Source organism: Acinetobacter boissieri (genome assembly GCF_900096955.1).
GTDB lineage: Bacteria > Pseudomonadota > Gammaproteobacteria > Pseudomonadales > Moraxellaceae > Acinetobacter > Acinetobacter boissieri.
Window position 1 is genome coordinate 220,822 of the sequence record NZ_FMYL01000004.1, and the last position, 13,118, is coordinate 233,939.

The window sequence follows — 13,118 nt, forward strand, 5'->3', positions numbered from 1 at the left end:
GTTTTTTTTATAACGCATGATGACTTAAATTTGGAATATCTATCCAACCTGCGTCTGGAAACATTCTATTCACAGACTGCTTTAAATAACGCTTACTGTCTTTGGCAATACATTCATCTTTTGCATCGTGGCACAGGTTATACGCTACAGCATGCAACGTCATGCCTCTATGTTTTAAAGCCTCTAAACTTAACAATGTATGGTTAATACTACCCAAACGTCCTGAGGTCACTAAAATGACGGGGTATTTGTGTTGGTAAATATAATCAATACTCAGCAACTGCTCAGTTAAAGGCACCATCAGACCCCCTGCACCTTCAAGTAATACCACATCAAAACGCTGGCTTAACGTTTGGGTAGCCTGTTCAATGGCTTCAAAATTAATTTCTCGCCCATCTATACGTGAAGCCAAATGTGGTGATGCAGGATAGCTAAAAATTTCAGGCATGGTAGTCTTATCATGGTCTTCAGCAAAAAATGGTACATCCATGATACGGCGGTGTTGCTCGATGTCTTCTGACACCATATCATTTCCCGTTTGGACCAGTTTTTGCGTGATCACTCGTTTGCCTTGTGCCAAATACTGTGAAGCCAAATAGCCTGTGGCATAGGTTTTACCAATTTCAGTATCTATACCACTAATAAAATAAATATTATCCATTATTTTTTCCGAGCAATCACGTAAAGAGGTTGATAGGTCAATGCATACTGGCTGTTACCCTCTGCATCAAGTTCACTAAATTCGGCATAGTCATCGTAAAACTGTTGTAGCTTTTGTTTATTCCAAACAAAATCACCTTGGCTCGCAGTGACACCCGTAGCTTTTAAATGTTTGAGCACGCGAAGCGGATGAGAAAACCACAACGTCATATTTTTTTGTTCGATATGTATGACGTCAAAGCCCTGTCGGTCTAACCGACTTTTAATACTAGCCATCGACACATAGTCAAGCCCATGACCTGTTAATGCTTTAATTTCTTGTAAATTTTGTTCAGCAAAACTTGAAAAAACCAACCAACCTCGAGGCTCTAATGCCTGTTGTATACGTGCAAAAAGTGGTTCAAGATCTTGCACCCATTGCAATGCTGAACTAGAAACCACCGCCGTTAAATGGCTTGGCAGTGGCATCTGTTCAATATCGCCAATACAAAATTCAATCGGGTCAGTAGGCTGAAAAAACTGCTCTACTTCAGCATAAATATCATTGGCAAAATAATGCTTTGGACGATACTGTAATAACATTTGTCGTGTAAGATTGCCTGAACCACAACCAACTTCTAACATGTTATCAATCGGTGCAGACACATACTTTGCCATGAGTCTACTTAAATACAAGCAAATTTTTTGCTGTGCAATGGCTTGTTCACTATAGCTTTCTTTAGCACGAGCAAAACGCTGTTTGACTTTATTTTTATCGATCTGCATCACAAAGCATCTACCAACTGATCTAAATCACGCATAGCAATAGATGCAGTTAAAGAAATACGTAACCGTGCCTGATGCTTTGGTACAGTGGGTGGGCGAACAGGCATAATATAAAAGCCTGCATCTTGTAACTGCCTCGACTTTTGCACAGCCTGCTCACTTTCACCGACAATAATCGGCACAAGGTGACTACTTGAGGGGCAATCATAACCTATTGCAATCACTTGTTGTTTTAACTGCTGTGCAATCTGTTGTAGGTGTTGGCGTTGCTTTTGCATACCCTGCATATACTCAAACATAAAATGCGTCCATGCAACATTAATCGGTGGCAGTGCCGTGCTAAAAATTAGTGGGCGCATGGTATTAATTAAATAGGCTTTAATAATTTCATCACAGATTAAATAACCACCGACTGATGCCAATGCTTTACCAAATGTGCCAACTAAAAAGTCAATATGTTCAATCACGGCGTATTGCTCGGCACAGCCTAAACCACGCTCACCACGTACACCAATGGCATGCGCTTCATCGACATATAACATCACTTTATTAAACTGCTGTTTAAGTCTGACTAGGCCATGCAAATCTGCTTCGTCACCATCCATACTAAAGATGCTTTCTGTGACAATAATAATGCGGTCAATGTCTGTATTATCATGATACTTTTCAAGCAGTTGTTTTAAGTGGCTTAAGTCGTTGTGCTTATAACGTACATATTTTGCTTGGCTTAAGCGAATCCCATCAATCATACTGGCATGAACCAACTTATCTGCCAAAATCAATGTTTTGGCATTGGCAAGTGCTGGCAATATCCCAATATTCATGTGATAGCCACTATTAAATAATAGCGCTGCCCGTCCAGCAAAGGGATTAGACAATGCTTGTTCAAAAGCGGTGTACTCATCAAAATTACCCGTAAGTAGTCGTGATGATGAACTGGTCATGAGGCTTTGATTCTGCTGCAAAAACTGCTGTTTTAATTCACTTTTCCCCGCCAAACCTAAGTAGTCATTTGAAGACAAATTCAACATACGCTTTGATGCAATGGTTAACCACTGCCCTTGCTGTTGATTATGGGTAAATTGACGATGATTGCCCTGCTTTTTAAGCACATCTAAGGCATTTTGATAATGGTCTAACAATGACATATTTTACCCTCAGACAATTGCTGTACCACGTCAGACAATACCGTTAAAAGCTGTGTTAAGTCTGCAGATGAAATGACATATGGTGGCATTACATAGACCAATTTGCCAAACGGCCTCACCCAAATACCACGTGCCACGAAGATCTCTTGTAGTTGTTTGAGGTCAACCGCCTCTTTCATTTCCACCACACCTATTGCACCCAACACCCGTACATCTTGTACACCACTTAAATCTGCAAGAGGTAAAAGCACATCTGCTAAAATCTGTTCAATTCGAGCAATATTGGCTTGCCAGTCTTGTTCTAGTAATAAAGTGGTGCTTTTTAATGCCACAGCACAGGCCAAAGGGTTAGCCATAAAAGTTGGGCCATGCATAAACACCCCTGCTTCACCACTTGAAATGATTTCTGCAATATAACGAGATGTGAGTGTGGCTGCTAAGGTTAAGTATCCACCTGTAAGCGCCTTTCCAATACACATAATATCTGGAGCAACCCCTGCATGTTCCCAAGCAAATAATTTACCTGTACGACCAAAGCCTGTGGCAATTTCATCAAAAATCATGAGGACTTGATATTGTTCACACAGCTTTTTCGCTTGGCGTAAATATTCGGGGTGATAAAACCGCATACCGCCCGCACCTTGTACAATGGGTTCAATAATTAGGGCTGCTATGTACTGATGATTTTTTGCGAGCATGGTTTCAAGTGCCGTCATATCATCAGCACACCACTCACTGCCATAACGGCTTTGCGGTGCAGGTACAAAATAACGAATCGGTAATGCTGAACCAAACACTTGATGCATCCCTGTGACCGGGTCACACACCGACATGGCATTCCATGTATCACCATGATACCCCGAGTGCGTGGTGACAAAATTGGTTTTTTGATGTTGACCTTGCGCTGTCCAATATTGCACAGCCATTTTCAATGCCACTTCAACGGCCACTGAGCCCGAGTCTGCATAAAAAATTTTATCTAAATTGTCAGGAGTTATCGCCAGTAGCACTTTACCCAGCTCAATGGCAGGATCATGCGTTAACCCACCGAACATAATGTGCGACATTTGCTGTAACTGAGTCTGAATCGCTTCATTCAATGCAATGTGGTTATAACCATGTATTGCACACCACCAAGATGACATACCATCAATGAGCTGTGTACCATCGTCTAATTCAATGGTTGTGCCATACGCACGTTTGACTTTAAACGTAGGTAATGGGTCAAGCATAGAAGTATAAGGGTGCCACAAATGCAGACGGTCAAATGAATCACTCATTGGCGATGGGCTCAAAAGCTATAAGAAAGCAATATGTTAATTTTTTTGATACTGCAACGCTATTGCGAGATGCGACAAATTATTGTTTTACTGTTGTTGTAAATAATTTTGAATACGCTCTGCTGTCATCTTTGCATAAAAAACAGGAAAACTATGGCTCACACCCTGTATTACCTCACACGAATACTGCTGTTGTAATGCATGCACGGCGGTCATTGGTACAAGTTGATCATGCGCTGCAAAAATATGATGGCTAGGTATTTTTTTAAGTGCTTCAAGCACATCTAACTGTTTTAACCATTGTAAACCCTGTACATAAAGTGGCTCATTTGGTTTAAATACTCCCTTTAAAAGCGTTTGCCACTGTATTTTTGCATTTTTATCTCCACGGCAAATATTAAAATAAAACTGTTTTAGCGTTGCATCACTATGTATTAAATACTGTTGTTGGAATTGATCAAATGCCTGCACTGGCATCGCATGTGGCCAATGAGATGAAGCGACAAAACACGGATTAGATGCCAAAGTGATTACTGGTCTGACTTGCTGATCACGCGTTAAAAGATAGGCTGACAAAGTGACAGCAAGTTGCCCCCCTAAAGACCATCCCACTAAAACATTTGCATTTAACGCTTCATGAATAAGCGCTGTAGGTATTTGATCAGGATCAAAAATATCATATATGCTGACACGATGACCTTGTTGCTGTAATTCATGAGCTAATGGCTGTAAAGGCAGTACACCCATGCCCCACCCTGTAATGAGGACGATTTTTTTCTTTAGCATAAGATAAAATATAAGAAATAAATGCCATGATTATACGGCGTTAAAAAATCAGGTCGATACTTAAAATGTTCATCATATAAAAAAACCTGAACATCTCTGCTCAGGTTTTTTTAACAATAAAGAAAATTACTTGGTCTTACGTTGTATTTCTTGCTTCGCTTCTTCTAACATTTTAGTAAATGCTTTGTCTGCATGTAAGCGCGCTACAATCGCTGAACCTGTAATACGCCCTGCATCAACATCACTTTGCCAATGCACACCACAAATTACACGACTTTGGCCGTATTCATAACCACGCTGTAAAATTTCATTTTGGCGCTCAGGGCGAATCTCTGCCAATACTAAAGCAGATGACCAACCAATGGTGGTGTGCCCAGATGGATAAGCACCATTTTTACTTAAATTCGCTTCATCATTCGGTGTACACGTATGCGAGTTAAAAAACATAAATGGACGCAGACGCATATAATGCTCTTTAGCTGCCTTCGTTGCATAATTTCCTGCATCTGTACGTAATTTTCTTAATATTTCATAAGTAATTGGCGTATTTTGTGGAGAAATCTCAATACCTAAAGCTTGTGAAAAAGGTTTACCAATATTGGCATCAGACAAGTCGGCATCTTCAGCAGCGACTTTCCAACGCTCTGTGCCTACAAGGCTTTTTGCTTGATCATATGCAGCCTTATCACGTAAAAAGTCTACGCTGTTATATGCAGGTGGTGCAGGTACAATCGCTAAACTGTCTGGAACTTGTGCCAGCTGTAAAAACGAGTTACTTTGCTCTAAAGCATAACTGCTAGATACCGAACCTATAGTGGTGAGGAGTGTACATAACAATGTTTTAATTTTCATATTTTTACTATTTGATAAAGTTACAGCCGTTATAATATAACAACAATTTTGACCAAAAAATGACAGTCAGATGTCACTTATATGACAAATACTATCTGTGTTACGATGATCAATCTTTTATTTTTACGATAATCGCTCATGCGTTTTTACTCATTATTTTTTATTATCATTTTAGCCAATATATTTCCTTCGCTACATGCATCTAATGATTTTAAAAACACGTCATCAGCAACATGGGTTGGAAAAACAGCGCCCGACTTTCAACTCTTCGACCAAAAGGGTAAATCACATACACTAAGCCAGTATCAAGGCAAGTGGGTCGTATTATATTTCTACCCCAAAGATAACTCTCCTGGGTGTACTGAAGAGGCCAACCAATTTAAAGCACTTTACCCAAAATTCTTACAACAACATGCCGTTATACTGGGTGTGAGTTTAGATAATATTGCTTCGCATCAGCACTTTTCAGACAAACTACAATTACCATTTCCAATTTTGGCGGATTCAAAGCAAACCCTTGCTCAATCATTTGGGCTCATACGAGATTTTGGTATTATTCAATTTGCAAAAAGAGAAACCTTTTTAATAGACCCTCAAGGTAATATTACTTATCACTATCAAAGCGTGAACACACAAACACATGCATCAAAAGTTTTAGCAGATATTACTAAAGCCAATTCATCGCACTAAGCTTTGTTTTGGCAAATAAACGCAACACACGTTGCTAGCGCGTCATTTTCCTTTCCTAGAGAACATGCTAAGAAATAGTCTTGTACCATTTGTGCCTGCTGTTCAATCCCATAGTCTAAAAAGCGTTTTTTAGCGGACAACACATATGTATAACGCCGATTAAAGATAGCACGGCGAATTACAGCTAAACCATACTGCACTTGCCATACATGCACCATTTCATGAATAAACCAAGATTGCATATACACGTCTGTCTTAGAAAAATCATCAGACCACTGCGAAAGGTGTATATAAATATTACCATTTGGACTTAAGGCATAATTTTTTAAAATGGCTTTATGCGCCACAATTTCAACGTCATTAAGGGCAATACGATCAGCGAAAACAGAACGCACTAACTGCTGTTCACCCAGCGTCAATTTACGTTTTTTTTGCACAAAATGAGCATTAAATCGATGTAAAAACCGTGTAAAGCGCATGCAACACCTATATAATAGAAAAACATGAATGTTATTCGTAATAAACTGTTATTTTTTATTATATTCACATCGTTTTTTAGATATTTTAGGCCTAGTCTTGATACTGTAGCTTAAAAATACAGTACTTTTATCGTGAACCCCGAAGATATCAGTATACCATTACACTGGACTGAATAATTAAATTCAAAAAATCAGCCCATTGTTTATCCTTTAAAGGAAATAGGATTTTGTTTAAATGAAAAACTTTAAAATAGCACTTGCTCAATTTTCTCCGTACATTGGTAATTTAGAACGCAATACGCAAAAGATGATTGAGCAAGCTCGTCAAGCGAAACAAGACGGCGCAGACCTGATTGTATTTCCTGAGTTGAGCATGGTCGGCTACCCAGCAGAAGACTTACTCCTCCGCCCAAGCCTAAAAAAAAGAACACGAGATGCTTTTCAAGCATTAAGTGAAGTAAAAGATATTGTGATGGTTTTTGGCTTTGCACATCAAACAGAACAAGGTCAGACCTATAACGCCGCTGCTGTCATAAAAGATGGTGAAGTACTGGGTGTATATAATAAACAGAACTTACCAAACTATGGCGTGTTCGATGAAAAACGCTACTTTAGCGCAGGGCAACAACACCTGATATTTGAATACTGTGGCCATAAGTTTGGTGTATTGATCTGTGAAGATATATGGACACTCAGTACAGTACAACAACTGGCTCAATTGAATATAGACACCGTTTTAGTGCTTAACTCATCACCTTATGAAGTAGGTAAACCACAACATCGCATTCAAACCCTGACTAAATTGGCAGAACAGCTCAATATTAATATTGTTTACACCAACCAAGTCGGTGGACAAGATGACCTTATTTTCGATGGCAGTAGCTTTGTCGTGAGTCGTAATGCCGAACTCATCTTAAAAGCACCTTCGTTTGAAGAAAATATCTATAGCGTCTCTTTCGACCATACAAAAGCGAACTTTGAAACGTCAACGATTACACCCGAATTAGATACAATGGCCGAGATTTATCAAAGTCTTGTCATGGCAACACGTGACTATGTACAAAAGTCAGGTTTTTCAGGTGTAATTTTGGGTTTATCTGGCGGTATAGATTCAGCACTCACACTTGCAATTGCAGTAGATGCGCTCGGTGCAGACAAAGTTCAAGCTGTGATGATGCCATATACGTATACAGCACAAATCAGTATTGAAGATGCTAGCACACAAGCCAAAAATTTAGGTATCGCATTTGGGGTAGCTGAAATACATAATATTGTTAACAGCTTCCAACAAACGCTATATCCTTTCTTTGGCAATGCACCTGCGGACAGCACCGAAGAAAACTTACAAGCACGTGCACGTGGTACATTACTCATGGGTTTATCCAATAAATTTGGTAACCTCGTACTTTCAACGGGCAACAAATCTGAGCTTGCAGTGGGTTATTGCACCCTCTATGGCGACATGGTCGGTGGCTTTGCAGTACTGAAAGATGTGTATAAAACTATTGTGTTTGAGTTAGCCAAATACCGTAATAGTATTTCTGAGCAACCGATCATTCCTGAACGTGTCATTACTCGCCCACCTTCAGCAGAACTTAAAGCAGAACAAAAAGATCAAGACTCTTTGCCAAGCTACGATGTGCTTGATGGTATTTTATATGCCTATATTGAAGAAGACCAAAGCCAAGACGATATTATTGGCAAAGGTTTTGACAAAGCTGTAGTCGAAAAAGTTATTCAAATGGTTGACCGCAACGAATATAAACGCCGTCAAGGTGCAATCGGGCCTCGCATTAGCTCACGCGCATTTAGTCGTGAACGCCGCTACCCAATTGTAAATCAGTGGCGTGCAGGCAAATAAAAGCCGAGCCTTTCAGAGAAATTATTCGCTGAAAGGCTTTTTTTATACTTAAAAATTATAACAACTTACAATTGAGCAGATTCAGCATTGCCTCTTGTACATTCTGCTTTATTATATAAAATTAATTTTTTTGTACTTTATATTTTTCATGACTTCTTCAGCCACTTTAGCACTTAGCATAGAACTACTACAGCAACCCTCTGTCACCCCGAATGACCATACATGTCAGCAAATTATTGCCAAACGTTTAGAGAAACACAACTTTCATATTGAAAATATGCGTTTTGAAGATGTAGATAATATTTGGGCACGCCGTGGAACAACAGGCCCTGTATTTTGTTTTGCAGGCCATACCGATGTTGTACCTACAGGCAATGTAGACGCTTGGACTTCAGCGCCTTTTAATCCAGACATTCGTGATGGTAAACTTTACGGACGTGGTAGTGCAGACATGAAAACAGCCATTGCGGCCATGATTACTGCAACAGAACGTTTTGTGAGTAAATACCCAGACCACAAAGGCTCTATTGCTTACTTAATCACTTCTGATGAAGAAGGCCCTGCCAAAAATGGTACAGTAAAAGTCATTGAAACCCTCGAAAAACGCCATGAAAAAATAGATTGGTGTTTGGTCGGCGAACCTTCAAGTACTGATCGCTTAGGCGATATTGTTAAAAATGGTCGCCGTGGCTCACTCAATGCCAAAATTACCATTCAAGGTAAACAAGGCCACGTGGCTTACCCTCATTTGGCAAAGAACCCGATTCATTTGGCGACTTCTGCCATTGATACACTATGCAAAACCACATGGGATCAAGGCAATGAATATTTCCCTGCTACGAGCTTTCAAATTTCCAATATTGCTGCAGGCACAGGCGCAACCAACGTCATTCCAGATGTTTTAGACATTACCTGTAATTTTCGTTATTGCACAGAAGTGACTGCAGATGAACTCAAAGCACGTGTGGTTGATATTTTAAATGCCAACCAACTTGACTACCACATTGAGTGGAACTTATCGGGGCAACCATTTATTACCCCTGTAGGTGATTTAGTCAAAGCCACTCAACATGCGATTCAAAAAGTCTGTGGCTATAAAACTACACTTTCAACCAGTGGTGGTACATCTGACGGTCGCTTTATTGCACCAACAGGCGCACAAGTCATAGAACTTGGCGTACTCAATGCCACTATTCACCAAGTAAATGAGCATGTCAATATTGCTGACCTAGAGCCATTGTCTGCTATTTACGAAGAAATGTTAGTACAGCTACTCACTTAAATTTGAGATCAGCCATTATCTATAGCAGTGTCTATATATTGGCTGATTGCTCAACAGCATTTTTCATACCTATGGCCTATAATTACTATAGAATATGGGCTAGGTTTTTTTATTTATATTAGGACAATTTAACATGCGTGCGAGCCGTTTTTTGTTTGCCACTCTCAGAGAAAATCCAAGTGATGCAGAAATTATTTCGCATCAGCTCATGCTCAGAGCAGGTATGATTCGCAAATTAGCATCGGGTTTATATACATGGTTACCTTTAGGCAAACGTGTTCTAAATAAAGTTGAAACCATCATTAAAGAAGAAATGGACCGCTCAGGTGCATTAGAAGTATTTATGCCTGTGGCACAACCGGCAAGCTTGTGGCAAGAGTCTGGCCGTTTTGTTCAATATGGCCCAGAGTTACTGCGTTTTAAAGACCGCCATCAAAATGACTTTGTACTCGGGCCAACGCACGAAGAAGTCATTACAGATTTTGTGCGTAACGAGCTGAAAAGTTATAAGCAATTACCGATTAATATGTATCAAGTTCAAACCAAATTCCGTGATGAAATTCGCCCTCGTTTTGGGGTGATGCGTTCACGTGAATTTATTATGAAAGATGCCTACTCTTTTCATATTAACCAAGCGTCTTTACAAGAAACCTATCAGGTGATGTATGACACTTACTCTCGTATTTTTACCCGTTTAGGTTTAGATTTTAGAGCAGTACAAGCAGACACAGGCTCTATTGGTGGCTCAGGCTCACATGAGTTTCATGTTTTGGCATCAAGCGGTGAAGACGCCGTGGTGTTCTCTTCTGAATCTGACTATGCGGCCAATGTAGAAAAAGCTGAAGCATTATTGGTTGGCGAACGTGCTGAACCGACCCAAGATTTAAAACATGTTGAAACACCTACACAAGATACCATTGCTAAAGTGTCCGAATTTCTAGATTGTTCAGCAGATCAATCTGTTAAAGCACTTTTGGTACAAGGTATTGCACAAGAAGATGGCAATACACCTGTAGTTGCTTTATTTGTACGTGGTGATCATGAACTCAACACCATTAAAGCAGAAAATCACCCATTGGTTGCAGCACCACTCACATTTGCAACAGAAGCACAGCTAAAACAATATGACTTACCCGCAGGCTTTATTGGGCCACAAGGTTTAGTTGAAAAAGGCATTACTGTTATTGTTGACCGTTCTGCTTCTATTTTGTCTGACTTTGTTGCAGGTGCAAATAAAACTGACCAACATGCGGTAGGCGTAAACTGGGAACGAGATGCAAAAATCTCTGAAGTATATGACTTACGCAATGTGATTGAAGGTGACCTATCACCAGATGGTAAAGGTACACTGCACATTAAACGTGGTATTGAAGTCGGTCATATTTTCCAGTTGGGTAACAAATATTCTGAAGCACTGAAATGTACCGTTTTAGGTGAAGAAGGTCGCCCTGTGACCTTAGAAATGGGATGCTATGGTATTGGTGTGACTCGTGTTGTCGCAGCTGCTATTGAACAAAACTTTGATGATAAAGGCATTATTTGGCCAACTGCACTTGCGCCGTTTGAAGTCGCAATTGTGCCAATGAACGCGCACAAATCGCCAAGAACCGTTGAAGCAGCTGAAGCCTTATATCTTGAGCTACAAGCTTTAGGCTATGATGTGTTACTCGATGACCGTAACGAACGCCCTGGCGTAAAGTTTTCGGACTTAGAGTTAGTTGGTATTCCGCACCGTATTGTGATTGGTGAAAAAGGGCTTGATGCAGGTACATTTGAATACAAACAACGTACTGACCATGAGTCAAGAAATTTAAGTAAAGATGAATTACTCACAGTACTGCAAAAATAATCAGAACATAAAAAAGCCGTGCAACTCTTGCACGGCTTTTTTATTATGCTTTAGGTAATGTAACACCTGTTTGACCTTGGTACTTACCACCACGGTCTTTATATGACGTTTCACACACTTCATCACTTTCAAAAAATAGCATTTGTGCAACACCTTCGCCTGCATAAATACGGGCAGGAAGATTGGTTGTATTTGAAAATTCCAATGTGACATGACCTTCCCACTCTGGCTCAAGCGGCGTGACATTCACAATAATTCCACAACGTGCGTAAGTTGATTTTCCCAAACATATGGTAAGCACATTTCGTGGAATACGGAAATATTCAACGGTACGTGCTAAAGCAAATGAGTTGGGTGGAATAATACAAACATCTGAATCTATATTAATAAAGCTTTTTTCATCGAAGTTTTTCGGGTCTACAATCGCTGAATGCACATTGGTAAATACTTTAAACTCTGGCGCACAACGCACATCATAACCATAGCTAGACACACCATATGAAATAATTTTTTCACCTTGTTCATCAAATCTGACTTGATTTTCAGCATACGGTTCAATCATGCCGTGTTTTTGGCTCATTTCACGAATCCAACGATCTGATTTAATTGCCATATCTATTCCAAAAATTTCACATATATTTATATAGCCATACTTTAACTGAAATCATGCATGATTGAAATGTTATCGACCTGCTCTCAGCCATTGGATCAATATTCAATGCAATAACAGTCCTATTTATCTAGAACTTTTATTATAAATATAGATTTAATTTGCACATTAAGCCAACATTCACGTCAATGCAATTTAAAGTAAGAAAAGATTATTTAAATGATCTGGGTCATAAATATTGCAATAGAGCGCTTTTAAAAAGCATTCAAAGATGATTTAACCTGCAATTTAATGAAAGGCTTTACTATTTTTATTTAGCGTTTACCCCTATAAAAGAGCATTATTTTTATTTTCAAGCCAATCAAATTTTCAATAAAAAACCAACCACCCTCTTTTGAGAATAGTTGGCTGTATTTTTAAATGAAAGGTTTATTCGTCAGATGTTACCACTGGTAACCTACAGACATCGCACCGCTGATGTTGCTTCGTGTATCTGCAGTTGCTCCCATTTTCCAAACATACTTATTGCTGTCTGTAATCGCACTTACACCTACAGCAACAGCACCTTCGCCACGATAACCACTGATACCCGCACTGACCATACTCTTACCAGCTTCAGTAGGTTGAGGCAAGTTACCAACCGCCATCGCACCAGCAATACCAGCATTGGTTTCATTACGCAATTTATTCATTTGCTGATTGGTTTGAGCAAATGCACTTTCCAAATTACCTACACGGCCATCTAAACCAGTTAACTTACCATCTACTGCCGAGATTGCACCACCTACATTGTTATAACTACTACCACCAACACTGTAGCTAGGCTGTGACACTGTGCCATCTGCTTGTACCGCAG

General features: G+C 39.7%; 13 protein-coding genes. 4 read left to right on the forward strand and 9 right to left on the reverse strand.

What is annotated here, in order from left to right:
• Positions 1-7: 7 nt before the first annotated feature.
• The 6 genes from bioD to BLS38_RS05960 all read right to left on the reverse strand — a co-directional run bounded on the left by bioD (position 8) and on the right by BLS38_RS05960 (position 5,491).
• Positions 8-661 (reverse strand): dethiobiotin synthase, encoded by a 654-nt coding sequence (gene bioD, locus BLS38_RS05935; protein WP_092747641.1) that lies wholly within the window; start codon positions 659-661, stop codon positions 8-10.
• Positions 661-1,425: a malonyl-ACP O-methyltransferase BioC gene (gene bioC / locus BLS38_RS05940; RefSeq protein WP_092747643.1), complete on the reverse strand. Its 765-nt coding sequence runs from the start codon at positions 1,423-1,425 to the stop codon at positions 661-663. The genes bioD and bioC overlap by 1 nt, the downstream gene beginning before the upstream one ends.
• Positions 1,425-2,573: an 8-amino-7-oxononanoate synthase gene (locus tag BLS38_RS05945; protein WP_092747645.1), complete on the reverse strand. Its 1,149-nt coding sequence runs from the start codon at positions 2,571-2,573 to the stop codon at positions 1,425-1,427. Before BLS38_RS05945 ends, bioC begins: the two co-directional genes overlap by 1 nt.
• Positions 2,561-3,853, reverse strand: a complete 1,293-nt coding sequence (gene bioA / locus BLS38_RS05950) for an adenosylmethionine--8-amino-7-oxononanoate transaminase (RefSeq protein ID WP_092747647.1) — start codon at positions 3,851-3,853, stop codon at positions 2,561-2,563. Before bioA ends, BLS38_RS05945 begins: the two co-directional genes overlap by 13 nt.
• Positions 3,854-3,940: 87 nt before the next feature.
• Positions 3,941-4,639 (reverse strand): alpha/beta fold hydrolase, encoded by a 699-nt coding sequence (locus tag BLS38_RS05955; RefSeq protein ID WP_092747649.1) that lies wholly within the window; start codon positions 4,637-4,639, stop codon positions 3,941-3,943.
• Positions 4,640-4,765: 126 nt separating this feature from the next.
• Positions 4,766-5,491: an acid phosphatase gene (locus tag BLS38_RS05960; RefSeq protein WP_092747651.1), complete on the reverse strand. Its 726-nt coding sequence runs from the start codon at positions 5,489-5,491 to the stop codon at positions 4,766-4,768.
• A 138-nt stretch (positions 5,492-5,629) separates the two neighbouring features.
• Here BLS38_RS05960 and BLS38_RS05965 point away from each other — a divergent pair, with 138 nt between their 5' ends.
• Entirely contained in the window at positions 5,630-6,181 is a 552-nt protein-coding gene (locus BLS38_RS05965; protein ID WP_092747653.1) for a peroxiredoxin, read from the forward strand.
• On the opposite strand, the gene BLS38_RS05970 is transcribed toward BLS38_RS05965, so the two are convergent.
• Positions 6,178-6,660: a type IV secretion protein Rhs gene (locus BLS38_RS05970; RefSeq protein WP_092747655.1), complete on the reverse strand. Its 483-nt coding sequence runs from the start codon at positions 6,658-6,660 to the stop codon at positions 6,178-6,180. The two genes, BLS38_RS05965 and BLS38_RS05970, sit on opposite strands and share 4 nt — an antisense overlap.
• Before the next feature lie 235 nt (positions 6,661-6,895).
• Here BLS38_RS05970 and BLS38_RS05975 point away from each other — a divergent pair, with 235 nt between their 5' ends.
• From BLS38_RS05975 to BLS38_RS05985, 3 genes are all read left to right on the forward strand, one after another.
• The gene (locus tag BLS38_RS05975; RefSeq protein ID WP_092747657.1) at positions 6,896-8,521 is read left to right on the forward strand and encodes an NAD+ synthase; all 1,626 of its coding nucleotides are present in this window, start codon (positions 6,896-6,898) and stop codon (positions 8,519-8,521) included.
• Between the two features lie 148 nt (positions 8,522-8,669).
• Positions 8,670-9,803, forward strand: coding sequence for a succinyl-diaminopimelate desuccinylase (dapE, locus tag BLS38_RS05980; protein ID WP_092747659.1), 1,134 nt, complete (start codon positions 8,670-8,672; stop codon positions 9,801-9,803).
• Positions 9,804-9,936: 133 nt separating this feature from the next.
• Positions 9,937-11,652 (forward strand): proline--tRNA ligase, encoded by a 1,716-nt coding sequence (locus tag BLS38_RS05985; protein ID WP_092747661.1) that lies wholly within the window; start codon positions 9,937-9,939, stop codon positions 11,650-11,652.
• A gap of 43 nt (positions 11,653-11,695) precedes the next feature.
• On the opposite strand, the gene dcd is transcribed toward BLS38_RS05985, so the two are convergent.
• Positions 11,696-12,265 (reverse strand): dCTP deaminase, encoded by a 570-nt coding sequence (gene dcd / locus BLS38_RS05990; protein WP_092747663.1) that lies wholly within the window; start codon positions 12,263-12,265, stop codon positions 11,696-11,698.
• A gap of 440 nt (positions 12,266-12,705) precedes the next feature.
• The coding region (locus BLS38_RS05995; RefSeq protein ID WP_171258543.1) for a YadA-like family protein at positions 12,706-13,118 on the reverse strand (413 nt) is incomplete at its 5' end.

Excerpts from the sequence above, each read along its gene's own strand:
- bioD (WP_092747641.1), bottom strand. The coding sequence starts at position 661 with ATGGATAATATTTATTTTATTAGTGGTATAGATACTGAAATTGGTAAA.
- bioC (WP_092747643.1), bottom strand. The coding sequence starts at position 1,425 with ATGCAGATCGATAAAAATAAAGTCAAACAGCGTTTTGCTCGTGCTAAA.
- BLS38_RS05945 (WP_092747645.1), bottom strand. The coding sequence starts at position 2,573 with ATGTCATTGTTAGACCATTATCAAAATGCCTTAGATGTGCTTAAAAAG.
- bioA (WP_092747647.1), bottom strand. The coding sequence starts at position 3,853 with ATGAGTGATTCATTTGACCGTCTGCATTTGTGGCACCCTTATACTTCT.
- BLS38_RS05955 (WP_092747649.1), bottom strand. The coding sequence starts at position 4,639 with ATGCTAAAGAAAAAAATCGTCCTCATTACAGGGTGGGGCATGGGTGTA.
- BLS38_RS05960 (WP_092747651.1), bottom strand. The coding sequence starts at position 5,491 with ATGAAAATTAAAACATTGTTATGTACACTCCTCACCACTATAGGTTCG.
- BLS38_RS05965 (WP_092747653.1), top strand. The coding sequence starts at position 5,630 with ATGCGTTTTTACTCATTATTTTTTATTATCATTTTAGCCAATATATTT.
- BLS38_RS05970 (WP_092747655.1), bottom strand. The coding sequence starts at position 6,660 with ATGCGCTTTACACGGTTTTTACATCGATTTAATGCTCATTTTGTGCAA.
- BLS38_RS05975 (WP_092747657.1), top strand. The coding sequence starts at position 6,896 with ATGAAAAACTTTAAAATAGCACTTGCTCAATTTTCTCCGTACATTGGT.
- dapE (WP_092747659.1), top strand. The coding sequence starts at position 8,670 with ATGACTTCTTCAGCCACTTTAGCACTTAGCATAGAACTACTACAGCAA.
- BLS38_RS05985 (WP_092747661.1), top strand. The coding sequence starts at position 9,937 with ATGCGTGCGAGCCGTTTTTTGTTTGCCACTCTCAGAGAAAATCCAAGT.
- dcd (WP_092747663.1), bottom strand. The coding sequence starts at position 12,265 with ATGGCAATTAAATCAGATCGTTGGATTCGTGAAATGAGCCAAAAACAC.